This window comes from Roseateles sp. GW821-FHT09H10 (assembly GCF_059415865.1).
The window spans coordinates 986799-1013113 of sequence record NZ_JBWKOB010000002.1; the positions used below are offsets into that span (position 1 = coordinate 986799).

Annotated in this window: 30 protein-coding genes; 13 read left to right on the forward strand and 17 right to left on the reverse strand. The window is 67.8% G+C overall.

What is annotated here, in order from left to right; genetic code table 11:
- Positions 1–169 precede the first annotated feature (169 nt).
- Positions 170–1117, reverse strand: coding sequence for an N-acetyl-gamma-glutamyl-phosphate reductase (argC, locus tag AC07OY_RS12605; protein ID WP_495042925.1), 948 nt, complete (start codon positions 1115–1117; stop codon positions 170–172).
- A gap of 51 nt (positions 1118–1168) precedes the next feature.
- On the opposite strand from argC, the gene AC07OY_RS12610 reads away from it, so the two are divergent.
- From AC07OY_RS12610 to AC07OY_RS12635, 6 genes are all read left to right on the forward strand, one after another.
- Positions 1169–1708 carry an RBBP9/YdeN family alpha/beta hydrolase gene (locus AC07OY_RS12610; RefSeq protein WP_495042926.1) on the forward strand — a complete coding sequence of 180 codons (540 nt, stop codon included), beginning with the start codon at positions 1169–1171 and terminating at the stop codon, positions 1706–1708.
- 16 nt (positions 1709–1724) lie between these two features.
- On the forward strand, positions 1725–2624 hold the full coding sequence (locus tag AC07OY_RS12615) for a ParB/RepB/Spo0J family partition protein (RefSeq protein ID WP_495042927.1): 900 nt from the start codon (positions 1725–1727) through the stop codon (positions 2622–2624).
- A 450-nt stretch (positions 2625–3074) separates the two neighbouring features.
- Positions 3075–4997: a PrkA family serine protein kinase gene (locus AC07OY_RS12620; RefSeq protein ID WP_495042928.1), complete on the forward strand. Its 1923-nt coding sequence runs from the start codon at positions 3075–3077 to the stop codon at positions 4995–4997.
- A 16-nt stretch (positions 4998–5013) separates the two neighbouring features.
- On the forward strand, positions 5014–6294 hold the full coding sequence (locus AC07OY_RS12625; protein WP_495042929.1) for a YeaH/YhbH family protein: 1281 nt from the start codon (positions 5014–5016) through the stop codon (positions 6292–6294).
- Between the two features lie 70 nt (positions 6295–6364).
- Complete coding sequence (locus AC07OY_RS12630) at positions 6365–8059, forward strand: SpoVR family protein (protein WP_495043528.1); 1695 nt, start codon at positions 6365–6367, stop codon at positions 8057–8059.
- A 10-nt stretch (positions 8060–8069) separates the two neighbouring features.
- Complete coding sequence (locus tag AC07OY_RS12635) at positions 8070–8411, forward strand: hypothetical protein (RefSeq protein ID WP_495042930.1); 342 nt, start codon at positions 8070–8072, stop codon at positions 8409–8411.
- Here the strand turns inward: AC07OY_RS12635 and AC07OY_RS12640 are convergent.
- The 6 genes from AC07OY_RS12640 to AC07OY_RS12665 form a co-directional block, all read right to left on the reverse strand.
- Positions 8408–8830 (reverse strand): hypothetical protein, encoded by a 423-nt coding sequence (locus AC07OY_RS12640; RefSeq protein WP_495042931.1) that lies wholly within the window; start codon positions 8828–8830, stop codon positions 8408–8410. The two genes, AC07OY_RS12635 and AC07OY_RS12640, sit on opposite strands and share 4 nt — an antisense overlap.
- Complete coding sequence (locus tag AC07OY_RS12645; protein ID WP_495042932.1) at positions 8827–9339, reverse strand: YegJ family protein; 513 nt, start codon at positions 9337–9339, stop codon at positions 8827–8829. The genes AC07OY_RS12640 and AC07OY_RS12645 overlap by 4 nt, the downstream gene beginning before the upstream one ends.
- A 157-nt stretch (positions 9340–9496) precedes the next feature.
- Complete coding sequence (locus AC07OY_RS12650; RefSeq protein WP_495042933.1) at positions 9497–9955, reverse strand: GNAT family N-acetyltransferase; 459 nt, start codon at positions 9953–9955, stop codon at positions 9497–9499.
- A 127-nt stretch (positions 9956–10082) separates the two neighbouring features.
- The gene (locus AC07OY_RS12655) at positions 10083–10781 is read right to left on the reverse strand and encodes an ArsR/SmtB family transcription factor (protein ID WP_495042934.1); all 699 of its coding nucleotides are present in this window, start codon (positions 10779–10781) and stop codon (positions 10083–10085) included.
- The gene (locus AC07OY_RS12660; RefSeq protein WP_495042935.1) at positions 10778–11101 is read right to left on the reverse strand and encodes an antibiotic biosynthesis monooxygenase family protein; all 324 of its coding nucleotides are present in this window, start codon (positions 11099–11101) and stop codon (positions 10778–10780) included. Before AC07OY_RS12660 ends, AC07OY_RS12655 begins: the two co-directional genes overlap by 4 nt.
- The gene (locus tag AC07OY_RS12665) at positions 11098–11406 is read right to left on the reverse strand and encodes an NIPSNAP family protein (protein ID WP_495042936.1); all 309 of its coding nucleotides are present in this window, start codon (positions 11404–11406) and stop codon (positions 11098–11100) included. Before AC07OY_RS12665 ends, AC07OY_RS12660 begins: the two co-directional genes overlap by 4 nt.
- 145 nt (positions 11407–11551) lie before the next feature.
- Here AC07OY_RS12665 and AC07OY_RS12670 point away from each other — a divergent pair, with 145 nt between their 5' ends.
- Positions 11552–12694, forward strand: coding sequence for a GGDEF domain-containing protein (locus AC07OY_RS12670; RefSeq protein WP_495042937.1), 1143 nt, complete (start codon positions 11552–11554; stop codon positions 12692–12694).
- A 220-nt stretch (positions 12695–12914) separates the two neighbouring features.
- Here AC07OY_RS12670 and AC07OY_RS12675 read toward each other — a convergent pair whose 3' ends face one another.
- Positions 12915–13820 (reverse strand): AraC family transcriptional regulator, encoded by a 906-nt coding sequence (locus AC07OY_RS12675; protein WP_495042938.1) that lies wholly within the window; start codon positions 13818–13820, stop codon positions 12915–12917.
- Complete coding sequence (gene bla, locus AC07OY_RS12680; RefSeq protein WP_495042939.1) at positions 13817–14686, reverse strand: class A beta-lactamase; 870 nt, start codon at positions 14684–14686, stop codon at positions 13817–13819. Before bla ends, AC07OY_RS12675 begins: the two co-directional genes overlap by 4 nt.
- Positions 14687–14845: 159 nt before the next feature.
- Between bla and AC07OY_RS12685 the strand changes: the two genes are divergently transcribed.
- Positions 14846–15433 (forward strand): outer membrane beta-barrel protein, encoded by a 588-nt coding sequence (locus tag AC07OY_RS12685; protein WP_495042940.1) that lies wholly within the window; start codon positions 14846–14848, stop codon positions 15431–15433.
- Between the two features lie 204 nt (positions 15434–15637).
- On the opposite strand, the gene AC07OY_RS12690 is transcribed toward AC07OY_RS12685, so the two are convergent.
- The 4 genes from AC07OY_RS12690 to AC07OY_RS12705 all read right to left on the reverse strand — a co-directional run bounded on the left by AC07OY_RS12690 (position 15638) and on the right by AC07OY_RS12705 (position 19624).
- Positions 15638–17098: a cytochrome P450 gene (locus AC07OY_RS12690; protein ID WP_495042941.1), complete on the reverse strand. Its 1461-nt coding sequence runs from the start codon at positions 17096–17098 to the stop codon at positions 15638–15640.
- Between the two features lie 69 nt (positions 17099–17167).
- Complete coding sequence (locus AC07OY_RS12695) at positions 17168–17617, reverse strand: hypothetical protein (protein WP_495042942.1); 450 nt, start codon at positions 17615–17617, stop codon at positions 17168–17170.
- 130 nt (positions 17618–17747) lie between these two features.
- Positions 17748–18209, reverse strand: a complete 462-nt coding sequence (locus tag AC07OY_RS12700; protein ID WP_495042943.1) for a nuclear transport factor 2 family protein — start codon at positions 18207–18209, stop codon at positions 17748–17750.
- A gap of 8 nt (positions 18210–18217) precedes the next feature.
- Positions 18218–19624 (reverse strand): FAD-binding oxidoreductase, encoded by a 1407-nt coding sequence (locus AC07OY_RS12705; protein ID WP_495042944.1) that lies wholly within the window; start codon positions 19622–19624, stop codon positions 18218–18220.
- A gap of 91 nt (positions 19625–19715) precedes the next feature.
- Here AC07OY_RS12705 and AC07OY_RS12710 point away from each other — a divergent pair, with 91 nt between their 5' ends.
- The 4 genes from AC07OY_RS12710 (at position 19716) to AC07OY_RS12725 (ending at position 23053) form a co-directional block, all read left to right on the forward strand.
- Entirely contained in the window at positions 19716–19943 is a 228-nt protein-coding gene (locus AC07OY_RS12710; RefSeq protein WP_495042945.1) for a hypothetical protein, read from the forward strand.
- 39 nt (positions 19944–19982) lie between these two features.
- Entirely contained in the window at positions 19983–21929 is a 1947-nt protein-coding gene (locus tag AC07OY_RS12715; protein WP_495042946.1) for a methyl-accepting chemotaxis protein, read from the forward strand.
- A 43-nt stretch (positions 21930–21972) separates the two neighbouring features.
- Entirely contained in the window at positions 21973–22557 is a 585-nt protein-coding gene (locus AC07OY_RS12720; RefSeq protein WP_495042947.1) for a cob(I)yrinic acid a,c-diamide adenosyltransferase, read from the forward strand.
- Between the two features lie 79 nt (positions 22558–22636).
- Positions 22637–23053 carry a GFA family protein gene (locus AC07OY_RS12725; RefSeq protein ID WP_495042948.1) on the forward strand — a complete coding sequence of 139 codons (417 nt, stop codon included), beginning with the start codon at positions 22637–22639 and terminating at the stop codon, positions 23051–23053.
- On the opposite strand, the gene AC07OY_RS12730 is transcribed toward AC07OY_RS12725, so the two are convergent.
- The 4 genes from AC07OY_RS12730 to AC07OY_RS12745 form a co-directional block, all read right to left on the reverse strand.
- On the reverse strand, positions 23050–23355 hold the full coding sequence (locus AC07OY_RS12730) for a hypothetical protein (RefSeq protein WP_495042949.1): 306 nt from the start codon (positions 23353–23355) through the stop codon (positions 23050–23052). The genes AC07OY_RS12725 and AC07OY_RS12730 overlap by 4 nt on opposite strands.
- Positions 23352–23738: a phage holin family protein gene (locus AC07OY_RS12735; protein WP_495042950.1), complete on the reverse strand. Its 387-nt coding sequence runs from the start codon at positions 23736–23738 to the stop codon at positions 23352–23354. Before AC07OY_RS12735 ends, AC07OY_RS12730 begins: the two co-directional genes overlap by 4 nt.
- Positions 23735–24043: an ElaB/YgaM/YqjD family protein gene (locus AC07OY_RS12740; RefSeq protein ID WP_495042951.1), complete on the reverse strand. Its 309-nt coding sequence runs from the start codon at positions 24041–24043 to the stop codon at positions 23735–23737. The genes AC07OY_RS12735 and AC07OY_RS12740 overlap by 4 nt, the downstream gene beginning before the upstream one ends.
- A gap of 95 nt (positions 24044–24138) precedes the next feature.
- The gene (locus tag AC07OY_RS12745) at positions 24139–25107 is read right to left on the reverse strand and encodes a helix-turn-helix transcriptional regulator (RefSeq protein ID WP_495042952.1); all 969 of its coding nucleotides are present in this window, start codon (positions 25105–25107) and stop codon (positions 24139–24141) included.
- Between the two features lie 121 nt (positions 25108–25228).
- Here AC07OY_RS12745 and AC07OY_RS12750 point away from each other — a divergent pair, with 121 nt between their 5' ends.
- Positions 25229–26272 carry a hypothetical protein gene (locus tag AC07OY_RS12750; RefSeq protein WP_495042953.1) on the forward strand — a complete coding sequence of 348 codons (1044 nt, stop codon included), beginning with the start codon at positions 25229–25231 and terminating at the stop codon, positions 26270–26272.
- The last annotated feature ends 43 nt before the right edge of the window (positions 26273–26315 follow it).

Here is a 26315-nt window from a genome sequence, read left to right on the forward strand (position 1 = left end):
GGGCACGCCCTCCTCGGGCTGGCCACCCAAGGCGATAGCCCGGCCCGGAATGACCAAAGAAATCCGGGCCAGAACAGGATCAGTGCCTGTAGTCTTCGACATCGCGCCTCCCCTCTGAGAGGCGTCATCCTATGTCGCCAGGCTGCGGCCCAGCGTCCCCATTTCCGGGTCAGACCAGGCCGAGACTCTCTTCCACGCCCAGGTGCACATTCATGCTCTGCACGGCGGCGCCGCTGGCACCCTTGCCCAGGTTGTCCAGGCGGCTCATCAGCAGCACTTGCGTGTCGGATGCGAAGACGAAGAGGTCCACGCGATTCGTGTCGTTGCAGGCCTGCACGTCGAAGAAGCCAGCTTCCAGCGCGGCCGCGTCGCGCAGCGGCTTCACGTTGATGAAGCGTTCGCCCTGGTAATGCGCGGCGATCGCGGCATGGACTGCTTCCGGCGTCGTGCCGGCCTTGAGCTGGCTCAGGTGCAGGGGCACGCTGACGGCCAGGCCCTTGTAGAAGGTGCTGACGATGGGCTGGAAGACCGGCGGCGTCGCGAGGCCTGTGTGGGCCGCCATCTCCGGCAGATGCTTGTGCTTCAGGCCCAGGCCATAGGGCCGCGGCGCCTGCAGGTGGGCCGGCAGCGGCTGCTGCTCGTACTCGGCGATCATGGTCTTGCCGCCGCCCGAGTAACCGGTGATGGAGGTGGCGCTGACGGCCGCGTCCTTGGGCAGCAGGCCGGCGTCCACCAGCGGGCGCACCGCCAGGATGAAGGCGCTGGAATGGCAGCCGGGGTTGGAGATGCGCTTGCTGGCCTGGATGGCGCCGCGCTGGCCGCGGGCGAGTTCCGGCAGGCCGAAGGCCCAGCCCGGCGCCGTGCGGTGGGCCGTGCTGGCGTCGATGAGGCAGGTGCGGTCGTTGTTGACCATGAAGGCCGCCTCGCGCGAGGCGGCGTCCGGCAGGCACAGGAAGGCCACGTCGGCGGCGTTGAGCAGGCGCGAACGCTCGGCCGGATCCTTGCGCTTGTCGGCGTCGATTTTCAGCACCTCGATGTCGGTGCGGGCCGCGAGGTACTCGTGGATGCGCAAACCCGTGGTGCCTTCCTGGCCATCCACAAACACCTTGAACGTCATTGCCATCGCTCCAACCGCTGAGAATCGAACTGTGCAGGATAAGGGCAAACCATGAAATCTGAGCGTGTACTGCTTCTCCCCGGCTGGCAAAACTCGGGCCCGGACCACTGGCAAAGCCGCTGGGAGCGCCTGCATGGCGACGAGCGCGTCGAGCAGCACGATTGGGACTGGCCGCGCCGTGGCGACTGGATGGCGCGGCTGGACGAGGTGCTGCTGCAGGGCGACGCCCCGGCCATCCTGGTGGCCCACTCCCTGGGCTGCCAGCTGGTGGCCGCCTGGGCCGAGCATTCCCAGCACACCGGCCGCGTCAAGGGCGCTCTGCTGGTGGCGCCGCCCGACACCGAGCGCCAGGACATGCCGCCCCAGCTGCACAACTGGCGCCCCATCCGCCGCCCGCGCCTGCCCTTCCCCAGCATCACCGTCATCAGCAGCGACGACCCCTTCGGCGCCGCCGAACGCAGCACGCAGATGGCGGCCGACTGGGGCAGCAGCGTCGTCATCGCCGGGCCGCGGGGTCATCTGAACGCCGAATCGGGCCTGGGGGACTGGCCGGAGGGGCGGGAACTGCTGGAAAGCCTCTCCAGACGGTGAAGGACAATCCGCGCCCATGGTCACGAAGAAACCCAAAGGCCTCGGCCTCGGCCTTGAAGCCCTGCTCGGCCCCAAAGTCAGCGACACCCCGGCGCCGGAACGCGACGGCACGCCCAGCACGCTGAAGCTGGAAGCCCTGCAGGCCGGCAAATACCAGCCGCGCACGCGCATGGACGAGGGCTCGCTGTACGAGCTGGCCGAGAGCATCAAGGCCCAGGGCATCATGCAGCCCATCCTCGTGCGGCCGATCTCTCCCAACGGCAGCGTGGCCTACGAGATCATTGCCGGCGAGCGCCGCTTCCGTGCCGCAAAACTTGCCGGGCTGCGCGAGGTGCCGGTGCTGGTCAAGGCGGTGCCGGACGAGTCGGCCGCCGCGATGGCGCTGATCGAGAACATCCAGCGCGAAGACCTCAATCCGCTGGAAGAAGCCCAGGGCCTGAAGCGGCTGACCGACGAGTTCGGCCTGACCCACGAACAGGCCGCCCAGGCCGTCGGCCGCTCCCGCAGCGCGGCCAGCAATCTGCTGCGTCTGTTGAACCTTTCGGCGCCGGTGCAGAACATGCTGATGGCCGGCGACCTGGACATGGGCCATGCCCGTGCCCTGCTGCCGCTGGACGGCGCCGTGCAGATCACGACAGCGAGCGAGATCGCGGCCAAGAAGCTCAGCGTGCGCGAGGCCGAGAAGCTGGTCGCCAAGCACCAGGGCGCCGCCCGCCAGGCGCCGCTGCTGCGCGTGAAGAGCGACAAGAGCCGCGACGTGCTGCGCCTGGAGGAAGAACTGGCCGATGCGCTGGGCGCCACCGTCGAGGTGCGTGTGAAGAAGCGCAGCAAGCGCGGCCAGAGCGGCGAGCTCGCCATCCATTTCGACTCGCTGGACGCCCTGTCCGGCATCCTCGACAAGCTGCGCGGCGGCTGACCCGCGGCGGTCCAACGGAATGAGGCGGCGTCCGACATGACGCCGCGGGCCTGCGTTCAACACTAGGACGGCGCCCCGTGATCAGGCGGGGATGTTGAGGCGTTCGTGACACCCGTCATGCTCGCAACAGTTCTTCACCGGCGGCCGCTGTCTGCCCCCAGCCACAAGGCCCCCATGTTTGTGTGGTCTGACCGAAAAGTGCCAGGTCTTGCCCAAACTGCGGGCGTATGCTGGACCGGCACCCTGTCAACGAAAGAGCGAGCTTTATTGTTGGTGGGCGTGTAGCGGCTTATTCTTCAGATTGACGAGTGAGCCGCAGCGAGAAGCTGCTGATCAGCGAAGTGGAGAGTTCTGATGACGCCTTGCAGTTGAGGCGCGATCAGAACCCCCCAGTCCCCTCGGGCACGGATCGTGCCTGTGACTGCGTGGTTCAAACCGCAGGAGGTGGGCATGGACGTCATCAGCCATTTCGCAGCGCGCTACGAGCGCAGCAAGGTCGAGGAGCTCTCGCTGGAGGACTACCTCGCGGAGTGCAAGAAAAACCCGCTGGCTTATGCGACGGCCGCAGAACGGATGCTGCAGGCCATCGGTGAGCCGCAGATGCTGGACACGCGCAACGACCCACGCCTGTCGCGCCTGTTCGCCAACAAGACCATCAAGATCTATCCGGCCTTCGCCGAGTTCTATGGCCTGGAAGAAGCCATCGAGCAGGTGGTGTCCTATTTCAGGCACGCTGCACAGGGCCTGGAGGAAAAGAAACAGATCCTCTACCTGCTCGGGCCCGTCGGCGGCGGCAAGAGCTCCATCGCCGAGCGCCTCAAGCAGCTGATGGAGCATGTGCCTTTCTATGCGCTGGCCGGTTCACCGGTCAACGAGAGCCCGCTGGGCCTGTTCGACATCACCGAGGACGGCCCGCTGCTGGAGCGTGATTACGGCATCCCGCGCCGCTACCTGAACCGCATCCTGTCGCCCTGGGCCGTCAAGCGCCTCGACGAGTTCGGCGGCGACATCCGCAAGTTCAAGGTCGTCAAGCGCTACCCCAGCGTGCTCAAGCAATTGGGCGTGGCCAAGACCGAGCCGGGTGACGAGAACAACCAGGACATCTCCAGCCTGGTCGGCAAGGTCGACATCCGCAAGCTCGAGACCTATGCCCAGGACGACCCCGACGCCTACAGCTATTCCGGTGGCCTGTGCCTGGCCAACCAGGGCCTGCTGGAGTTCGTCGAGATGTTCAAGGCGCCCATCAAGGTGCTGCACCCGCTGCTGACCGCCACGCAGGAAAGCAACTACAAGGGCACCGAAGGCTTCGGCGCCATCCCCTTCGACGGCATTGTTCTCGCGCACAGCAACGAGAGCGAGTGGAAGACCTTCCGCAACAACAAGAACAACGAGGCCTTCCTCGACCGCGTCTACATCGTCAAGGTGCCCTACTGCCTGCGCGTCAGCGAGGAAGTGAAGATCTACGAGAAGCTGATCCGCGGCTCGTCGCTGGCCGAGGCCAAGTGCGCTCCCGGCACGCTGAAGATGATGAGCCAGTTCGCGGTCCTCACACGCCTGAAGGAGCCCGAGAACTCGTCGCTGTATTCCAAGATGCAGATCTACGACGGCGAGAACCTCAAGGACACCGACCCGCGCGCCAAGAGCTACCAGGAGTACCGCGACTACGCCGGTGTCGACGAAGGCATGAGCGGCATCAGCACGCGCTTCGCCTACAAGATCCTGTCCAAGGTCTTCAACTTCGATTCGGCGGAGGTGGCCGCCAACCCGGTGCACCTGATGTATGTGCTGGAGCAGCAGATCGAGCGCGAGCAGTTCCCCAAGGAGCAGGAAGAGAAGTTCGTCAGCTACATCAAGGAGCAGCTGTCGCCGCGCTACGCCGAGTTCATCGGCAAGGAGATCCAGACCGCCTACCTGGAAAGCTACAGCGAGTACGGCCAGAACATCTTCGACCGCTATGTGACCTATGCCGACTACTGGATCCAGGACCAGGAGTACCGCGACACCGACACCGGCGAGGTCTTCGACCGCGCGTCGCTGAACGCCGAGCTCGAGAAGATCGAGAAGCCGGCCGGCATCTCCAACCCCAAGGACTTCCGCAACGAGATCGTCAACTTCGTGCTGCGGGCGCGCGCCAACAACGCGGGCAAGAACCCGCTGTGGACCAGCTACGAGAAGCTGCGCACCGTCATCGAGAAGAAGATGTTCTCCAACACCGAGGAGCTGCTGCCCGTCATCAGCTTCAACGCCAAGGCCAGCGCCGAGGACGCCAAGAAGCACGAGAACTTCGTGCAGCGCATGGTGGACAAGGGCTACACGGCCAAGCAGGTGAGGCTGTTGTGCGAGTGGTACTTGAGGGTGCGCAAGTCCAGCTAAGAAAGCAGGTCGTTCGATGTCCCTGCAACAAATCATCGACAGACGCCTTTCAGGCAAGAACAAGTCGATTGGCAACCGTGAGCGCTTCCTGCGCCGACACAAGGAGCAGATCCGCGAAGCGGTGAAACGCGCGGTGGACGGCCGCGGCATCCGCGACATGGAGCGCGGCGAGGATGTGCACATCCCCAAGAAGGACCTCAGCGAGCCCGTCTTCGGCCATGGCGACGGCGGCGTGCGCGAGGTTGTGCGGCCAGGCAACCAGGAATATGTGAAGGGCGACCGCATCGCCAAGCCCAAGGGCGGGCAGGGCGGTGGTGGTGGAGGCGGCGAAGCCAGCGACCAGGGCGAGGGTGAGGACGACTTCGTCTTCCACCTCAGCAAGGAAGAGTTCATGCAGGTCTTCTTCGAGGACCTGGCCCTGCCCAATCTCGCCCGCACCACGCTGGCCGACACGCCCGAATGGCGCAGCCAGCGCGCCGGCTTCGTCTCCGACGGCACGCCCACCAATCTGCACGTGGTGCGCTCGATGCGCGGGGCCCTGGGGCGCCGCATTGCCCTGGGCATGGACAAGCGCCGCGAGCTGCACGAACTCGAGGCCCGCGAGCAGGAGCTGTTGAAGGAAGACCGGCCCGAGACGCCCCGCCTGCTGCTCGAGACCCGCGAGCGCATCGCCCACCTGAAGGGCCGCATCGCGGCCATCCCCTTCCTCGACCCCATCGACCTGCGCTTCCGCTCGCGCGTGCGCATTCCGGTGCCGACGACACGCGCCGTCATGTTCTGCCTGATGGACGTGTCGGGCTCGATGGACGAGGGCCGCAAGGATCTGGCCAAGCGCTTCTTCATCCTGCTCTACCTCTTCCTGACGCGGCACTACGAGAAGATCGACGTCGTCTTCATCCGCCACCACACGCAAGCCCAGGAGGTGGACGAGCAGAACTTTTTCCACGCGACCGAAACCGGCGGCACCGTCGTGTCATCGGCCCTGGTGCTGATGGAGCAGATCATCAAGGAGCGCTACTCGCCGACCGAGTGGAATATCTACGGCGCCCAGGCCAGCGATGGCGACAACTGGCACCACGACAGCGGGCGCTGCCGCGAACTGCTGGCCGACAAGATCCTGCCGCTGTGCCGCTACTTCGCCTATGTGCAGGTGGCCGAGCCCGAGCAGAACCTCTGGGAGGAATACCTGAAGCTCAGCGAGGACGCGCGCCACTTCGCGATGCGCAAGGCCATCGAGGCCTCGCAGATCTATCCGGTCTTCCGTGAGCTGTTCAAGAAGGAAGGGGCGGCGGCATGAAGTCCGAGCGCCGGGCCGCTCCCAAGGCGGACTGCATCCCCTCGGGGGCTGAGGCCGGACACGGTGAGTCCTGTGGACTCGCCGTGCCTACCGAAGAGCCGCAGCACAAGCTGCGGCGCGGCCTGCAAGGCCGGCCGACGTACTCGTTGGACGAGGGGCTCATATGAGTAGCAAAGAGGACCGCCGGCACCACGACAGGCCGGCCAACCCGCCGCCCGGCATGCGGGACCGGCGCCAGCACCTGCCCCTGCAGCGCATGAGGCCCCTCGCCCAGCGCCCGAGCCAGACCCTGCCCTCGCCGAACGACTGGAGCTTCGAGCTCATCGACGAGTACCACACCGTCATCAAGACCACCGCCGAGCGCTTCGGCCTGGACACCTATCCCAACCAGCTCGAGGTCATCACCGCCGAGCAGATGATGGACGCCTATGCCTCCGTGGGCATGCCGGTCAACTACCGCCACTGGAGCTATGGCAAGGAGTTCATCAGCACCGAGCGCAACTACAAGCGCGGCCAGATGGGCCTGGCCTACGAGATCGTCATCAACTCCGACCCCTGCATCGCCTACCTGATGGAGGAGAACACGCTGGCCATGCAGGCCCTGGTCATCGCACACGCCTGCTACGGGCATAACAGCTTCTTCAAGGGGAACTACCTGTTCCGCATGTGGACGGATGCCTCGTCCATCATCGACTACCTCGTCTACGCCAAGAACTACGTCGCCGACTGCGAGGAGCGCTACGGCGTTGACGCCGTCGAGACCCTGCTGGACAGCTGCCACGCGCTGATGAACCACGGCGTGGACCGCTACCGCCGCCCGGCCAAGCTGTCGCTCGCCGAGGAGCGTGCGCGGCTCAAGGACCGCGAGCAGCATGCGCAGTCGCAGATCAACGACCTCTGGCGCACCCTGCCCAAGAAGGCCGACCGCCCCGACGAGGCCGCCGAGAGCCGCCGCTTCCCCGACGAGCCGCAGGAGAACCTGCTGTACTTCATCGAGAAGAACGCGCCGCTGCTGGACCCCTGGCAGCGCGAGATCGTGCGCATCGTGCGCAAGATCGCACAGTACTTCTACCCGCAGCGCCAGACACAGGTGATGAACGAGGGCTGGGCCACCTTCTGGCACCACCGCCTGCTCAACCAGATGTACGACGACGGCTACCTGAGCGACGGCATGATGATCGAGTGGCTCAAGTCCCACACCAACGTCGTCTACCAGCACCCGGGCGCCAACCTGAATCCGTATGCGCTGGGCTTCGCGATGTACACGGACATCCGCCGCATCTGCGAGAACCCCACCGACGAAGACCGCGACTGGTTCCCCGACATCGCCGGCAGCGACTGGCTGCCCACGCTCGACCACGCGATGCGCAACTTCAAGGACGAGAGCTTCATCGGCCAGTACCTGAGCCCGAAGATCATGCGCGACTTCCGCCTCTTCTCCATCATCGACGACGAGGCCAAGAGCGAGTACGAGATCTCCGCCATCCACGACGAAGGCGGCTACCGCCATGTGCGCCAGGCGCTGTCGCGGCAGTACGACCTGTCCACCCGCGAGCCCAATATCCAGGTCTGGAACGTCAACCTGCGCGGCGACCGGTCGCTCACGCTGCGCCATGTGCAACACCTGAACCGCCCCCTGCACGACAGCGCCCAGGAAGTGCTCAGGCATGTGGGCCGGCTGTGGGGCTTCGGCGTGCAGCTGGAAAGCGTCAACCAGCGCGGCGACGTGACCAAGCGCTGGAGCGTGCCGCCCCAGGCGGGTTGATACTGCCGGCATGTTCCGGCTGCTTCTCCCCGCCCTCCTTGCCGCCGCCGCGGCCGGGCCCGCCCATGCCGCTGGCATCACGGAGAGGCAGGCCTGCCTCAAGCTCATCGGCACCGCGCGTGCGCTGCAGTTGGCCGGCCCCAACAAGCGCGGCGACTACCGCTGCAAGCGCTTTTCCCTAGACACCGACTTCGTCTTCACGTTGCGCTTCGACGGCCCCAAGGAGCCCAAGGACGCCAGCCACCTGGTCGGCTACTACGCCGTCGACAAGACGACGCGCGAGGTCTTCGAATGGGATCTCACCACCAAGCAGCGCGGCGCGCCCCTGGTGCCGCCCAAGCGCAAGCGCTAGGCTGCGGCCCGCTGCTTGCGCCTGCCCAGCCGCCGCGCGAACAGCACGGCCGACACCAGCAACAGCATCAGCCCCGTCGCCGCCTCGGCCCAGATGGTCAGGTTGGCCATCAGCGTGTGCTGGGAGCACAGACCCAGGCGGTAATGCAGCAGGCCATCCAGGCCCAGGGCGCCATAGACGCCAAGGGCCAGCAGCCCGAGTGCGGGCAGACCGAGCCGGATCAACGCGAATGCCAACAGGCCGACGCCACAGACCGCAAACCAGAACAGCCAGACCTTGCCAGGCGTCAACCAGGCCGGCATGCCGGGATAGAAGGTGATGTACTGGGCGTTGTGGCTGAAGTGGGCGAGGCTGGCGGCGAAGTAGGTGGCGACCAGCGCTTTGACCGTCGAGGGCAGCAGGGCGACGCCTTGTTTCACGGCTTCAGCCAATCGCAATCCAGCTTGAATTTCTTCTTCATCGCGTCCGCCTCGGCCTTGGGCTCCTTGGTCAAGAGCGCGCACAGCGTGAAGTTCCCGAGCATGCGCCGCTCGGTCCTGTCGATATAGGTCCAATCGACGATCCTGGCCCTGGGGAAGGCATAGCGCTGGCCGAGCTTGACCGTCTTCACCATCCGCGGCTCGTTGTCGATCTTGCCTTCGAAGCTGCCGTCGGCCTTCTCTGCGAAGTCGCCCACCCAGAAGTACTCGGTATTGCCTCCCTGGCTGATGGCGACCTTCAGCGCAAAGTTCGTGTGCTGAGGCGATGCCGCATTCGCCGTCGCCAGAAACTCATTCAAGGTCGCACCGGCCTTGTCGAAAGCCTGGCGCATCGCCGGTTCCTGGTCCCGCATGAAGACGAGTTCGTCCTTGTCGGCCTTGGTCACCAAGCCTTGTGCGAAGGCCGTCGAGCAGACCAGCAAGGATGCCGCGAAGCAGGCGGGTTTCATGGATTCGGCCTTGAAGAAGCTGAAGGCTGACCACTATGCCAACAAACCGCCCGCCCTTGCCCTGCGGCGCCTGTCGGCATCCAGGACTGGCATGTCAAAGACCTCCAGCAGCGTCACCATGGCTTGCCTTGCAATGCCATGTTCACCTGGGCGACGCTCAAGCCTCCACGCGCTTGGCGTACGCGTAGTAGACCTCGTCCCGCTGCCAGCCCAGCGACTCATAGGCGGCCTGCGCGGTCTTGTTGATCCTGGCCGTCGTCAGTTCCAGCCGGACCCGGCCGGTGTTCTTCGCATGCCTCTCGGCCGCCAGCAGCAGCGCCCGCCCGGCGCCCGTGCGCCTGGCCTCGGGCCGAACGAACAGGTCGGACAGCTGATAGATGGGCTTGGCCTCGATGGAGCAGAAGAGGGGATAGAGCTGGCAGAAGCCGACGGCGCGCTGCGCCTCGTCCAGGGCCAGCAGGATGATGGATTCGTCGCGCTGCAGGCGATCGCGGACGAAGTGGCGAGCGGCCGTCGCGTCGGGTGCCTGCTCGTAGAACTGGCGGTAGGCGTCGAAGAGGGGCGCGACGGTGTCGAGGTCGGCCAGGGTCGCGATACGGGTTCGGGCGGAATTCATCGGGCGGCGTTGTACCAGCCGAAACGGTGGCGCATCACGCTGCGTTGTCCTCTATAGACGCGTCAGGCGACGGCATTCTTCCCAGCAAGGAGCAGAAGAGCGGCATCAGCGCCCCCCACGACGGCATTCAATGGCGCTCCCCCATCAGCCCCTCCACCAGGGCAGGCCGGCCCGGTGGCGTGAGCCTGAGCTCGCGCGTGTCTGCCACCCGCCTCAACCAGCCTTTGCTCACCATGGCCTCCAGCCACGCCACCGCCAGCGGCCCCGCGAAATGGTCGCGGCGCTCCGACCAGTCGACGCAGTCGTAGAGCACGCGGCCTTGGGGCAGCTCGCCTTCCGGCATCAACTCGGCCAGCGCCTCCCGGCCCGCATCGCTGATGTCATAGCGCCCATCCGGCGCCGCCTTGACCCAGCCCTTGGCCAGCAGCGCCTCGCGCCATTGCACGCCCAGCTCGCCGGCCAGATGGCCATAGCAGCTGCGCGCATGCCGCAGGCCGCGCATCTCGGGCTTCTGCCAGCGCTTCAGGTCGGCGGCCGGCCCCGCATCGCGGCCATCGGCGACGCGCAGCAGGGCCTCCAGCGCATGGGCCACATCGCCATCGGCCAGGCCGAAGTAGCGATGCCGCCCCTGCGGCCGCACGCGGGCCAGGCCTTCGTCGACGAGCAGCTTCAAGTGGGCCGACATGGTCGCCGCGCCGACGCCCGCGTGCGTGGCAAGCTCGCCCGCCGTGTGCAGGCGGCCGTCGAGCAAGCGCGCGAGCACACGCGCCCGGGTCGGGTCGGCAATGGCCGCCGCGATGCGGGCAAGGCGCGGTTCTGCACTCACCGGGGCACCTGCTCGCGCTCGTTCAGGCCGTAGTCGCGCACGACATGGGCCACCCGCAAGCGGTAGTCCTGGAACAACCCGCCCCGCCCAGCCGACTGGGCCTGGCGGTGCCTCTCCATCTCGCGCCAGCCACGCACGGCTTCTTCATCGCGCCAGAAGGACAGCGACAGCAGCTTGTCCGGGTTCGTGAGGCTCTGGAAGCGCTCCACCGAGATGAAGCCGTCCATCTGCTCCAGCAGCGGCTTCAGCGCCGCGGCATGGTCGAGATAGGCGGGCCGGCCCTCGGCCGTGGGCTCGACTTCGAAGATGACGGCAATCATGGGCGCACATCCTCACAGAAAGTCCTCTCCTCGCGCAGGATGAAGCGCTGCTTCTGCGCGAACTCGAAGTTGGCCCTCGCCTCGGGATCGGCCTTGAGCCGCGTGCGGTAGTCCTCGTAGGCCGCCAGCGAGTCGAAGCCGACCAGGCCCCAGGCCTCGTAGTTCGTGCCTTCGTGGGGCAGCCAGTAGCCCAGCAGCCGGCCGCCGAGGCGGGGAATGATGCGGCCCCAGGCCTGGGCGTACTCGCGGAAGGCCTCGCGCTGGAAGGGGTCGAGTTCGTAGCGGATGAAGCAGGTGATGGGCATGGTGGGCTCGTGGGTGTTGAAGGAATGCGGCCAGTGTGGGCGCCCTCACCCCCGCGAAGCTTCGCCGTGCAACGAACTGTGACCCACCCCCTGGCCGGCGCAACGCCCCGCTATCCTCGCCGGCGCCTCATCTCAAGCTCGCACCGTGCCCACGTCTTCGCCCCCTGCCGCGCCCGCCCACTGGACCGACTGGCTGCTCGGCCCCGAAGGCCAGGGCCGCGGCGCGGTGACGCTGACGCTGCTGGCGCTGACGGTCTATGGCCTGTTCGCGCTGAACGCGGCCGTGCAGGTGAGGCTGGGCCTGATGGAGGCCGGCGCCGGTGCCTGGATCAGCATCGTCAGCCTGACCGGCATCACGGCCTTCTATCTGCTGGTGCGCACCGGCCTGAGCCGGCATCTGGGCAGCGACCCGTCGCTGACGCTGCCGCAGTCCGTCTTTGGCGTGCTGATCACGGCCTGGGGCTATGCCATCGACCCGCCGCTGCGCGGCGCCATCATTGCCATCATGCTGCTCAACCTGGTCTGGGGCATGTTCGTGCTGACCCAGCGCCAGGCCTTCGGCCTCTATCTGTTCGGCCTGGCCTCGCTGGGTGCGGCGATGGCTTATGGCGCGAGCACCGACCCGGCTCACTTCCCAGCCGCCGTCGAGGTGCTGCACTTCAGCTTCGCGGCCATCCTGATGACGGCCGTGTCCGTGCTGTCGGTCAACATGGCCAGGCTGCGCGCCAAGCTGGGCGCGCGCACGACGGAGCTGCGCGCGGCGCTGGAACGCATCCAGTACCTGGCCCATCACGACGAGCTGACGCGCATCAGCAACCGCCGCCACCTCAGCGAGCGCCTGGCCGCCGAGCAGCTCAACCAGCGCCAGAGCGGCCAGACCATGAGCCTGGTGCTGATCGACATCGACCACTTCAAGGCGGTCAACGACCGCCACGGCCATGCGGCCGGCGACACCGTGCTGCGCCATTTCGCGGCCACGCTGCAGGGCGCGCTGCGCAGCACCGACTTCGCCGGGCGCTGGGGCGGCGAGGAGTTCCTCGTCGTCACGCCCCAGGCCAGCGCCGAGACGGCCGCGAGCCTGATCGAGCGCCTGCGCGAGGCCCTGGCCGCGACCTCCTTCGACAGCCTGGTGCCGGGCCTGCACATCACCTTCTCGGCCGGTGTGGCCGAATGCGCGCCGGGCGAGGACCTGCACCTGGCCATCGAACGCGCCGATCGCGCCCTCTACCAAGCCAAGCAAGGTGGCCGCGATCGCACCACCGTCAGCGAGTTCGCCCCTCTGCTCTGAATTGCGGGCCGAGCGCCGGGCCGCTCCCTGGCCGGCCCGCCTTGGGCGATGTGCTTGCGGCTCGACGCCGCAAGCATCGCCGCCTCTCGGGGGCTGAGGCCGGACACATGGCGCCCGGTGGGCGGCATGTGCCTGCCGAAGAGCTGCGGCTTGCCGCGGCGCGGTCTGCAAGACCGACCAGGGTCGCCCGCGTTCAGCGGGGCAGGCCTGGGCGAGGGGCTCACAAAGGCGCCACTGGGATGCAGAGCTCGCAGTCGAACACCCCGGTCTTGAAGTCGAAGGTCGACTGCGGCCCATAGTGCTCGAAGCAGGGCCGCGCATCCAGCTGCAGGCCGCTGCTCGGCAGCCACTGGCCCATCATGGCCGCCCAGGCCGCGCCGATCTCGGCGGCCGTGCCTTCGAAGCTCAGGGCGGCATAGCGGCCGCCGGGCAGCTCGGTGACCAGGGCGCCGCCATTGGGCAGCCAGTCGTCCGGCACGGCGACGCCGGCGTCGTAGCGGCATTGCTCGGGCGGCACCAGGCTGGGGTCGTCATGGCCGATACCGAAGCGCGCCACGGCACCGAGGTTCTGCGTCGCCAGCCAGGGGTTGAAGGTCTCGGCCCAGAAGCGGCCGAGTTCGGGGCCATAGGCCCCCTGGTAGCGCAGGTAGCCCATGCGCACGGGAGGGCGGTCGATGAGGCGGACATTCACGGTGACTTCTCCTGGATCGTCGTTGCGGGAGAAGCCATGCTCGTCGGCCCGCCAGGCACCGCCCTGATCCAGATTGCTGTCGGCCTGATCGAGATTGCGCCACTGCGTCGGCGAATGGCCGAAGCGCGTCTTGAAGGCCCGCGCGAAGGCCTCGGCCGAGCCATAGCCCACGCCCAGCGCGATGCTCAGCACGGTGGACTCCGGCTGGCCGCGCAGTCGCTGTGCGGCCTTCTCGAGGCGGCGGCGGGCCAGATAGTCGCCCAGGGTCTGGCCCGTCCAGGCCAGGAAGAGGCGGTGGAAGTGATAGGGCGAGAAGTGGGCGACGGCGGCCAGGGCCTCCAGATCCAGGGGCCGGTCTAGATGGCGGTCGATGTGGGCCTGCACACGGTGCATGCGCGCCTCGTACTGGCGCCGGCTGGCATTGGGCGGGCTCATGTCCAGACCCTGACCAGCAGGTGCATCGCCTGCGCATGCACGGCGTTGAGCTCGTCGGCCGAGGCCTTGGAATCGGACTGGAAGACGACGACGACCCAGGGCGCGCGGCCGCCGGGCGGAAAGACCAGGGCCACGTCGTTGAGCGCACCGCGCGCGCCGCTGCCCGTCTTGTCGAGCACGCGCCAGCCCGCGTCCGGCACACCGGCGCGCAGCCGCTTCAGCCCGGTGCGCGAGGCCTGCAGATCGGCCCACAGCCGCGCCTGGCTGGCGCGCTTCAGGCCCGGGCCCAGCAGCAGATGCTGCAAGGTCTTGGCGAAGGCGCGCGGCGTGCTGGTGTCGCGCTCGTCGCCGGGGGCGTTCTCGTTGAGCTCGGTCTCCCAGCGGTCCAGGCGGGTGACCGTGTCGCCCTGCTCGCGCAGCCAGGCGGTCAGGCCGGCGGGTGAGTCGCAGCAATGGCGCAGCAGCACGTTCGCACAAGGGTTGTCGCTCTCGACGACGATGCCCTGCACCAGCTCGGCCAGCGTGGCATGCCCGCGCGGCAGATAGCGGTCAAAGGCCGGCGAATGCGGCACGCGCTGGCTCTCGTGCAGCGCCACCTTGTCGTTCCAATCCCAGCGTCCCGCCTCCACGCCGTGGGCCACGCGGGCGCCGAGCACGATCTTGAAGGTGGACGCGATGGCGAAGCGCTCGTCGGCGCGGTGGGCCAGCGTGCGGCCGCTGGCGGTGTCGATGGCGAAGAAGCCGAGGCGGCCCTGCACGCGGTTCTCCAGCGCGGCGAAGTCGGGCCGCGGCGCGGCGGCGAGTGCGGGGCTCAGGGGCGTCAGGGCCAGGCCGGCAAGCAGGGCGAGGTGAGGGCGGCGTTGCATGCGGCCATTGTTGCCGCCCCCGACTCGGGGGTGAACGCCGCCAAATATTCACCGCGCCGTTGTCATCGCGCGTCATGGCGTCGGAACGACCCGAATCTCCCCCTAAATTGCCGGCCGCGCCGCTGAGGAGCGGCCTCGAACCTCCAAAAGAAAGACTCCATGAAGAAGCAATTCGCCATCGTCGCCACGGCCTGCGCCCTGGTTCTGCCCTGCGCTGCACAAGCCCAGACCGCCCCGTCCGCCGGCCAGGGCCTGCGCCCCGTGCTCGGCGCCAGCGTGACCGGCGGCGGCGAGACCCTCGCCACCGTGCAATACACCAACGGCAGCACGCAGAAGATCCGCAGCGGCGGCCTGGTGCACCTGTTCGGCGGCGCCGAATATGACGCGGAGGCCTTCGCCCTGCAGGCCAACATCGGCTTTCACGTCGACGACACCAATGCCAAGGATGGCTCGATCAAGTTCTCTCGCTGGCCCGTGGAGCTGATCGGCTTCTGGAAGGCCAGCCCGCAGGTCCGCCTCGGCCTGGGCGTGCGCAAGGCCACCAACGTCAAGGTGACCAGCTCCGGCAAGGCCTCCAGCTTCGGCTCGCAGGACTTCGACAGCAAGGCCGGCGTGCTGCTGCAGGGCGAATACCTGTTCATGTCGAACTTCAGCGGCCTGCTGCGCCTGGTGAGCGAGGAGTACCGCGTCGGCAACACCAAGGTCGACGGCAATCACATCGGCCTGGGCGTCAGCTACAGGTTCTGAAGCACCCCTCGCCCAAGGAATACCTTGGTCGGGACCGCTCTGCAGCCAGCGGCCGCAGAGCTTCGGCAGGCACGCCAAGTCCACAGGACTTGCCCTGTCCGGCCTCAGCCCCCGAGGGGACGGCGATGCTTGCCGGATCGACCGGCAAGCACATCGCCCAACGCGGGCCGGCTAGGGAGCGGCCCGGCGCTCGGCCCGCAAGCCTCATGCTTGGCTTGTGTCGCGTGCAGGCGCAGCCCGGCTGCGTAAGCGCATCGTCAAGCCCACCGGCCCCATCGCGAGCTGCAGATGCTCGCGCGGGGCATTGCCATCGGGCGTGTCGACGCTGGCGATGTCGAAGTGGCGCAGCAGCAGGGCGCTGGCCAGCTTGATCTCCATCAGCGCCAGATAGCGCCCCGGGCAGATGCGCGGCCCGGCGCCGAAGGGCATGGACAGGCGCTTGGCGGCACCGGCCTGCTTGGCGTCCTGCAGCCAGCGGCCCGGGTCGAAGGCCAACGCATTGGCGAGATGGCTTTCGCTGACGGCATCGCGGCGCATGACGGCCATGACGATCATGCCGGTCGGCACCTGCACATCGCCGACGCGCGTGTCGCGCATGGCCTGCATGGTGTTGATGGGCGCCACCGGGCGCAGCCGCATGGTCTCGTGGGCGCAGGCCTCGATGAAGTCCAGCGCGGCCAGTTGCTCCAGGTCTGGCAGGGCGGCATCGCCCAGCACGCGGTCCACCTCGGCGCGGGCCAGGGCCAGGGCCTCGGGGTGCTTGAACAGCAGCCAGATCATCCAGGCCAGCGTGTTGGCCGTCGTGTCCTCGCCGGCCAGCAGCATGGTCAGCACATTGCCGGCCACCTGTTCGTCGTCGATGCCGCTGCCGGGCTCGTCGGCCGCCACCAGCATGCCCTCGAGCAGGTTGGACGGTTCCTGGTGGAGGGCCGGGTTGGCGGCCATGCGGGTGCGCGCCTTGGCGATGAAGCCCTGCACGGCGACATTCACCTCGGCCACGCTGTGGGTCAGGGCCTTGTCCTCGGCCGACGGCCACCAGCGCCACAGCGGCAGCGGCGCAAAGATGCGCTTGAACAGCATCGGGAAGATGCGGTTCAGGTGCTGCTGGATGACGTCCTCGTCGGACTGCAGCGTGTTGACATCCTCGCCGAAGGCCAGGCCGGCCACGGCGTCCACCGTGAAGCGCATCAGGTCGGCCTGCAGGCCTATGGTCCTGTCCTCTCGCGCCGCGACCTGCCAGCGGCCAACCAGGCGCTCGGCGACGCGCCGCAGGAAGGGGTAGTAGCGCCTCACATGCACCGGGTCCAGCCCGTGCATGACCATGCGGCGCTGGCGCTTCCAGACCTCGCCATTGGCGCCGAACAGGCCGGCGTTCAGGCCCATCTCGCGGCCCACGTCTTCCAGCCTCTGCGTGCGCCTGAAGCCGTCGGGACGGTCGCGCAGGGCCGTGCTGATCAGCTCATGGTCGCCGACGACGACGATGCGCCGCTTGCCCAGGCGCAGCTTGAAGACCGGCCCGAATTCCTCGCACCAGCCCTCGACCTGCTGGTGCACCCGCGTCGAGTCGATCTGCAGCAGATTGCCGAACACCGGCACGCCACGCGGGCCGGGTAAATCGTCGAACTGGCGCAGCGCGCCAACGGGAGGGGCGGCGGTGGTGTCCATGGGGGCAGTTTAGGAGGCGGCCTCAATGGATGCGCCGTTCAATTTGATGAGGCGCCTGCCCTGCTAGCTTCACTCTCTCGGAGGCCACTGTTCTCGAGTGGTCTCCGGTGGCCGGATGGTTTCAAGATTGCTTGAACGCGGTGCCGATGCGTCATGAGCGATCAATACAGCCACAGAGGCAAATATCGCAAGCATCCAAAGATAGCCGCCCAAGCCGAAACCGACGGACATGGCCGCGGCGCCCGCCCCATCGCCGCAACTCATGGCGGGCAGCAAGGGGCTCGCGATTGCACTTGCCACGGTGGCCATCACGATGAAAGGCCCCGGCGGCTTGCGCCTGAAAATCACGGACACCAAGATCCAAAAAAAACCGAGGTTTGCAATCCAACGGGGATCAAGGGTCAAAACTCCGAGCCAGCCCGTCAGCAGGACCTGAAGACCCAGCACGCTTTCGCCGCGCTGGCACATGAATATCGGCATGCCAAGGGATATCAGGTAGATCCCCAGAGAAAGCACCAACACGGAAACTTGAGCGCGCCTACCCATGGCGGTCAGACCTTTGTTTTACGCCGCAAAGATCTTCCCCGGATTCAATATCCCCAGCGGCCATCGACTGCGGCGATGGAGGCATTGATGTTCCCGGCCTCGTTCAGTTTGTGGGCTGCTGGGCAGGCATGCGGGTAACGTGGCTGACCACAATCGTCCAACGGCCGTCGGTGCGAACCAGCGTGTCCGTGAAGCGCACATCCAGGGCGAAGGGCTTGCCGCCGGAGCGGCCCTTCAGCGACGTGATGCCCTGCACGACCGCGGTGTCGCCATACACGCGCGCCGTCATGCTGTGGTTCTCGAAGCGCTCGTACTGCGGGTCACCATCGCGCACCTCCTGCAAGGCCTGCGCCCGGCTTTGAACTTCGGCCGTCGTGCTGACGAGGTTGAACTCCGGCGCGAGCAGGCGCTCCAGTGCCGCAAGGTCGCGCAGACGGAAGGCATCACAGGCGGCCTGAGTGGCGGCCATGGCCTGCTGCTCGGGGACCGAAGCCCCCAGCACTGGATGGAGGGCGAAAGCGGTCAGAACCAGGGCGATGAAATGCCGGATGCGAAGCGTGATCATGGCCAACCTCAACCCGCAAAGATCTTGCCGGGGTTCAGGATCCCCAGCGGATCCAGCGTCTGCTTCACCGCCCGCATCAGCGCCACCGCTTCGGCGCCCGTTTCGTCGAGCAGGAAGCCCTGCTTGTGCAGCCCGATGCCATGCTCGCCCGTGCAGGTGCCCTCCAGCGCAATCGCCCGCGCCACCATCTGCGCGCTCAGGCGTTCCGCCGTCTCCAGCTCCCGCGAATCAACGGGGTCCAGCAGATAGGCCATATGGAAGTTGCCGTCGCCGACATGGCCGACGATGAAGTAGGGCAGGCCGGCGGCCTCGACTTCGGCGATGCTGGCATTGATGTTCTCGGCCAGGCGCGAGATCGGCACGCAGGTGTCGGTCGTCACCGCGCGGCAGCCGGGGCGCATCTGCAGGCCGGACAGATAGGCGTGGTGCCGCGCAGTCCACAGCCGCGTGCGCGCCTCGGGCGTCGTCGCCCACTCGAAGGCTTCGCCGCCATGGTCGGCGGCCACCTCCTGCACCACAGCCGCCTGCTCGGCCACGCCGGCCTCGCTGCCGTGGAACTCCATCAGCAGCATGGGCGCTTCCTTCAGCCCCAGCTTGTCGTGGGCATTGACGGCCTTGATGGCGTTGGCGTCCAGCAGCTCGCAGCGCGCGATGGGCACGCCGATCTGGATGATCTGCATGGCGGTGCGCACGGCGGCATCGATGCTGGGGAAGAAGCAGACCGCGGCCGACACGGCCTCGGGCAGGGGATGCACCTTGACCGTCAGCTCGGTGATGACGCCCAGCGTCCCTTCGCTGCCGATGACCAGGCGCGTCAGGTCATAGCCGGCGCTGCTTTTCTTGGCGCGTGAGCCGCTGCGAACCACCTCGCCACTCGCCGACACGAAGCGCAGGCCCAGCACGTTCTCGCGCATGGTGCCGTAGCGCACGGCATTCGTGCCGCTGGCGCGCGTGGCGGCCATGCCGCCCAGGCTGGCGTCCGCGCCCGGGTCGATGGGGAAGAACAGGCCCTCATGCTTGAGCGCTTCGTTCAGCGCCTTGCGCGTGACGCCGGGCTGCACGGTGACCGTCAGGTCCTCGGCATCGACGCGCAGGATGGCGTTCATTCGCGACACATCCAGGCTGATGCCGCCCTGCACGGCCAGCAGATGCCCCTCCAGCGACGAGCCGGCGCCATAGGGGATGACCGGCACGCGATGCGTGGCGCACAGGGCCACGACACGGGCCACCTCGGCCTCGCTGTCGGCGAAGACGACAGCCTGCGGCGGCGGCACGTCGAAGACCGATTCGTCGCGGCCATGCTGCTCGCGCACGGCCAGGGCGGTCGAGCAGCGCTCGGCGAACTCGGCGCGCAGGGTGTCCAGCAAGGCACCTGGCAACGGCGTGACAGAAAAAGTTGTTTCAGGCGCGTTCATGTGACCGATTCCAGGGGGTCGAGAACCGATTGTGTTGCAGTGACGGCGCCATGGTGACAGGATCGCCACACAGCGAACCTGGGAGATCTGCATGGACCCCAATCTGCTTCTGCTCGTGCTTGTCGTCGTCGTGGCCCTGATCGCCTTCGGCGCCGTGCGCTTCGACCTGCTGGCCGCGCGCTGGCGCGAGGTCTTCAAGGACCCGCCACCTCCTCACGATGCGCCGCCCGCACCGCGCTGGACGCCGGCCGCGGGCCTGCACCCGCATGACGGGCCGGTGCACAAACCTGCGTTTCACAGAAGCGGCCGCCGGCACTGAACCGGCGCCAGAACAGGGCCTTGCAACGAGGAGAACGCCATGAGCCCGACAACGAAACTGGACAGCCTGACCATCAGCCGCAAGCTGATGCTGCTGACCCTGCTGGTGCTGGTCGCCATCGCCATACCGTCCGCCTTCCAGGTGCGCCAGTCGCGCCAGCTGGCGCAGGCGGCCCAAGGTGAACTCGACGGCCTGGCACCGGCGCGCCAGCTCGTGCGCCTGACCCAGCTGACCCAGCAGCACCGCGGCCTGTCCGCGGCCATGCTGGGTGGCAACGACGCGGTACAGGCACCGCGCTCGGCCAAGAACGCCGAGGTCGCCAAGCAGTTCGCCGCCGTGGATGCCATGCTCAAGGGCGAGGGTGCCAGCGAGGCCATGCGCCAGACCTGGCAGGACGCGCGCAAGCGCTGGGACAGCCTGTCCGGCCAGGTCGGAGCCAAGGCCTTGAAAGCAGGCGAGAGCAGCACCCTGCACGCCCAGCTCATCCAGGTCTATTTCAAGCTGCTGGACCAGCTCGTCGACCAGTCCGGCCTCATCCTCGACCCCGAGGCCGACACCTATTTCCTCATCAGCGCCACGCTGGCGCGCCTGCCCATGGCGACCGAGGCCCTGGGCCAGGCGCGGGCGCGCGGCGCCGGCTTCCTGGCCGAGGGCAAGATCGGCCCCGAGGGCCGCACCCTGCTGGCGGGCCTGGTGCAGCAGGCCCAGGACCAGCACAGCGGCATGGGTGTCGCCTTCGACAAGAGCTTCGCCGTCAATGCGGCGCTGAAGTCGCGCCTGGGCAGCAAGATCGCCGCGCTGGACGAGCAGGTGCGCGGCTCGCTGAAGCTGACCCGCGATGAGCTCATCGCCAAGGAAGAGCTGGGCTTTGCGGCGCCCGACTACATCGCCAGCTACACCCGCACCATCGACGCGATGTATGCCGTGGCCGAAGATGCGATGACGGCCCTGGACGAATTGCTGGGCGCCCGCGTCTCCAGCCTGCGCACCAGCAGCTGGGTGGTCTTCGGCCTGCTGGCCCTCATGCTGGGGGCCGTCTTCCTGCTGGCCCGCGGCATCTCGCGCAGCATCACCGTCCCGCTGCAGCATGCCGCCGGCCTCGCACAGCAGATCGCCGCGCGCGACCTCAGCGGCCATGTCGTCGTCAGCGCCCGTGACGAGATCGGCCAGCTCACCACCGCCTTGCTGGCCATGCGCGACAGCCTGTGCGGCGTCATCGGCGAGGTGCGCGACAACGCCGACGAGGTGGCCCAGGCCTCCCAGGAGCTGGCCTCGGGCAACCATGACCTGTCGCAGCGCACCGAGCAGCAGGCCTCGGCCCTGGAGCAAACCGCCAGCTCCATGGAGGAGCTGACCGCCACCGTGCGCAGCAATGCCGACCAGGCCGGCGACGCCAGCAGCCTGGCCCAGCGCGCCTGCACGGTGGCCATCTCGGGCGGCGAGGCGGTCGACCAGGTGGTCAGCACCATGGGTGCCATCGAGGCCAGCAGCCGACGCATCGCCGAGATCATCTCGGTCATCGACGGCATCGCCTTCCAGACCAATATCCTGGCCCTGAACGCAGCCGTAGAAGCGGCGCGAGCCGGCGAGCAGGGCCGCGGCTTTGCCGTCGTTGCGTCGGAGGTGCGGGCGCTGGCCGGGCGCTCCGCCGAGGCCGCCAAGCAGATCAAGCAGCTCATCACCGAGAGCGTCGGCCAGGTCGAGAACGGCTCCCGCCTCGTGCAGGGCGCGGGCTCCACCATGCACGAGACCGTGGCCGCCATCCGCTCCCTGGCCGACCTCGTCACGAGCATCAGCCGCGCCTCCACCGAGCAGAGCAGCGGCATCGGCCAGATCAGCGAAGCCGTCTCGCACATGGACCAGCTGACGCAGCAGAACGCTGCCCTCGTCGAGGAAACCGCCGCGGCCGGCATGAGCCTGCAGCAGCAGGCCGAGAAGCTGGCCGGCCTGGTCAACACCTTCCGCATGCCGGCGGCCCGACATTGAGGCAGGATGCGGGTCCGACCACAGACCCGCATCCGCCATCATCATGGGCAACCGACTTTCACAGATCGCCACCCGCACCGGCGACGATGGCACCACCGGCCTCTCGGACGGCAGCCGCGTGCCCAAGACGCATCTGCGTGTTGAGGCCATGGGCGATGTCGACGAGCTGAACTCCAACCTCGGCCTGCTGCTGGCCGAGCCCTTGCCCGACGACATCCGCGACCTGCTCGTCACCATCCAGCACGAGCTCTTCAACCTCGGCGGCGAGCTCTCCTGGCCGGGCGGCGAGCTGCTGAAGGAAGCCGCCGTGCTGCGCCTGGACGAAGCCCTGGAGCACTACAACGAGCATCTGCCGCGGCTGAAGGAATTTATCCTGCCGGCCGGCACGCGCAGCGCGGCCATCGCCCATGTCTGCCGCACCATCGCCCGCCGCGCCGAGCGCGCCGTCATCCAGGTGGCGGCCACCGAGACGATTCGCGCCGCGCCGCGCCAGTACCTGAACCGCCTGTCCGACCTGCTCTTCGTGCTGGCCCGCGTACTCAACCGCGCCAATCTCGACGGCCTGGGTGGCGACGACGTCTACTGGCAAAGCGAGCGCATGAAAAGGCTGGACACGGCAGAGAACTGATGCTCCTCGCGGGGACGGCGATGCTTGCGGCATCGAGCCGCAAGCAATTCACGACGTCAATTGAAGGAAGAGGTCTGCAATGAAGATCACCGGCCAATGCCATTGCGGCAACATCAGCTTCACAGCGCTGGCAGATCCCGCCCGGGTCTTTGCCTGCCACTGTGCCGACTGCCAGATCATTTCCGGCGGGCCTTTCCGGGCCGTGATTGCCGTTCCCGTTGATCAGGTCGGACTTCAGGGCACGCCCAAGAACTATGTGAAGGTGGCAGCCAGCGGCAACCGCCGGGCCCAGGCCTTCTGCGCGGACTGCGGCACCCAGCTCTTTGCCACCGAGGCGGACGAGCCCAAGACCCTGAACATCCGCCTGGGTTGCGTCAACGAACGTGCCCAGCTCAAGCCCACGGTGCAGGTCTGGCGCAGTTCGGCCATGCCCTGGCTGTCCGCGCTGGACGAGGCGCCCGCGCATGCGAAGGGCCGCGACAGCCCCCTCGTCTAGCGCTTGCGGCGGCCCCAGACCTTGTAGGCCAGCCAGGCCCAGCGCAGGACGCGCCAGAGCTTGCCGCGGCGGTCGCCTCCCGCACCGGCAAACAGCGCAGCCACACCGCTGGCTGAAGCCAGCACGACGGGGTTGGACAGCAGGTTGCGCCACGCCAGGATGCGCAGCACCCAGCCATCGGCGCGCTGGCCGATATCGTCCACGGACAGGACCGCCTGACCGCGCATCAGCTCGGAGGCCAGCAACAGATTGGCCTTGCGCTCGCTGCGCTGCCTCGGGTCGTCCGGGATGCGGGGAATCATGGCCCGGGATGGCGACGCAGCGCGTCGGCGTCGGCGCGCAGTTCACCGATGCTGGACTGGAACAGGCTGGCCGGCTGGTCGATCAACTGCTTGACCTTCAGCACGGCGACGACGGCGGCCGCAATCAGCACGACGGTGCTGATGCCCAGGGCCAGCAGGCGGTAGCTGTCCCACAGCATCACCGTGACGAGCACCAGGCCCATCAACAGGCCGAAGCCCGCGAGCAGCGCCGCCAGCACCGCCCAAAGCAGCAGGCTGGCGATGCGCTCCTTCTCCTCCTGAGCCTCGATGGCGAACAGCTCGAGCCGGATGCGCCCGAGGGTCAGCAACGAGACCCCGAGCCGCCGCAGCGGCGCGGAGACGGGCTCCTTGGCGTCGCTCAACGGCGCCCGATCAAGACGCCAATAGCGAGACCGACAGCGGCCGCGGCGCCGATGGCCTGCCAGGGCTTGGCGTGCACATAGTCGTCGGTGGCGGTGGCTGCGTCCTTGGCACGCTGGATGGCTTCATGCTGGGCGTCCAGCAGCTTCTCCTTGGCACCGGACAGCTGGTCCTGGATGCGGGCGCGCAAGGCCTTGACCTCGCCATCCGCCTTGTTCGTCGTGGCCGTCATCAGCGCGTCGATGTCATCCATCACTGCACGGAAATCGGAGGCCAATCTTTCCTTTGCCTGGCTGGTATCACTCATCGTGGGCTCCTAGGTCGGGGGGATCAAACACGCTTGAAGCCTAACGCGATTGGCCGGGGCCTGACACGCCTCACCACGAATGAAGCGGGCTTGTCCTACACGGCCGCGGCGGCCTGTTTCAGGCGCGCCGCAAAGGCCTCACGCAGGTCCGCCGGCGCGACGACTTCGACCTGACCCGCGTGGCGCAGCAGGTCCATCAGCAGTTCGGTGTCGTCGACATAGGGCAGGCGCAGGCGCCAGCGGCCGTCGGCCAGGAACGCGCTCTGCTGGGCCGGATGCCACTCCTCGCGCGACACCCAGGCGGCCGTCTCGGCGCTGAAGACCAGCTCGGCCTGGCGCGGCGTACCGCCGGCGAAGATGCCATAGCCCTGGTCCAGCTCGGCCTCCAGCTCGGCCAGGGGCACGGGCCTGGCCTCGGTCTCCAGCAGCGTCGCGGCCTCGATGCCATCCAGCGCGAAGCGGCGGTAGGCGTCGCTGGCATGGCACCAGGCGTCCAGATACCAGGCGTGGCGGTGATGGACGAGGCGCTGCGGCGAGATCTCGCGTTCGCCGGCCACGGTGTCGCGCTTCTTGCGGTAGCGGATGGCCAGGCGACGGCGCTTGACGACGGCACTGCCCACGGTCTCGAAGCTGTCGCTGGCCACGCGCCGCCTTGCCGTGCCGATGAGCTTGACGCGGCGCCTGAGCTCGTCGGCTTCGGCCGCGTCGACACCCAGCATGCCGGTGATCTTGTCGAACATGGGCTGCAGATGGCGGCCGACGACGCCCTGTTCGTCCAGGCCGGCCAGCATCTGCTGCATGGTCAGCAGGGCATGCAGCTCGGCCTCGTTGAACCAGACGCCGGGCAGCTCATGCTTGCCGCCGCGCCACTGCTGGCCGAAGCGGTAGCCGTTCTCGCCGGCGTCGTACTCGATGGGCGCGTCCAGACGCTCGCGCAGATAGGCCAGGTCGCGCTTGAGCGTCGCCGGCGACACCTCCAGTGCCTCGATCAGCGTCGCGAAGGACACGCAGCCCCGGGAGCGGATCAGCTGTTCGATCTTGTAGAAGCGTTCGGTGCGGTCCATGGATGAAAGCTGAAAATATTTACAGTGTTTTCGAGGTGGATCATCTCATGAGCCAGCTGGCGCACAGACTGCTTGCAAGGCCCGCGATTCATCGGCGTGCCTCTCACTTCAGGAGTCAGCCATGCAAGCCGTCATCAACACCCAGATCGCCGCCCGTCCCGCCCTGGTCCAGTTCGACCTGGACATGGACGACGCCCCCGCCGCGGTCAGCGCCCACGAGCGCACCGGCCTGGCCCTGGGCCGCGACTACGCCCTGCATGGCGTCACGCCGCCCATCGCCCACCTCTACCCCCAGTCGCCGCTGCAGCGCGGCTGGCTGGCCGCCCGCGGCCGCCCGGTGCGCACGCCGGCCAGTGCCCAGGTCGAACGCTGGCTGTCCCTGCGCACCCATGCCTGGGCGCGCGGCCGCAGCTTCGAGGACATCCAGCTGACGCCCCATCACCTGGCCCAGCTCGACACCGCCCACTGCCCCATCACCCGCGAACTGCTGGACGATGACAGCCGCAGCATCGACCGCGTCCGCGACGACGCCGGCTATGCCGCCGGCAACCTGGCCTTCATGAGCCGCCGCGCCAACCAGGCCAAGGGTCAGCGCGACCACGCCGCCCTGGCCGACATGGCCTCCAGCTGCGCCGCCGGTCCCATCACCCGCATCGCCGGCCTGGCCGAGGCCGAATGGGAACGTCTGGCCGTGCTGGCCAGCTTCGTCACGCCCCTCGCCCATGAAGAAGCCGCCCTCGTCCCGCTGCGGGTGCTGCCGCCGAATCGCCTGCGCCTGTTCAACCCCATCCAGGCCCTGCAGGCCCTGGTGACCCGCCAGCTCGCCACGCCGGGCTGGAGCGCCCGCCTGAGCCGCCTCGAGGCCCTGCTGCCGACCGACACGCTGCGCACCGACTTCAACCGCTTCCTGCTGGCCCTGGCCCCGCGTGTGCTGGCAGCTGCCGAGCTGCAGGAGCCCCACCAGATCCGCTGGGCCCTGGAAGACGCCTGGACCCTGCCCCTGGTGCAGAAGCGCTGGGCCCGCTTCGCCCTGCAGCTGAGCGCCGAGCAGGCCGAGAACCTCGTCGAGCGCGCGGCCGCCAAGAAGCTCAGCCCCGTGCACATCCAGCGCCACGACGACGCCACCGACGGCTGGGCCCTGGCCTCGGGCGGCTACGCGGCCTGAGCAGCCCCCCGCAGCCACGGGGGTGGGCGCGGCAGGGCTGTCA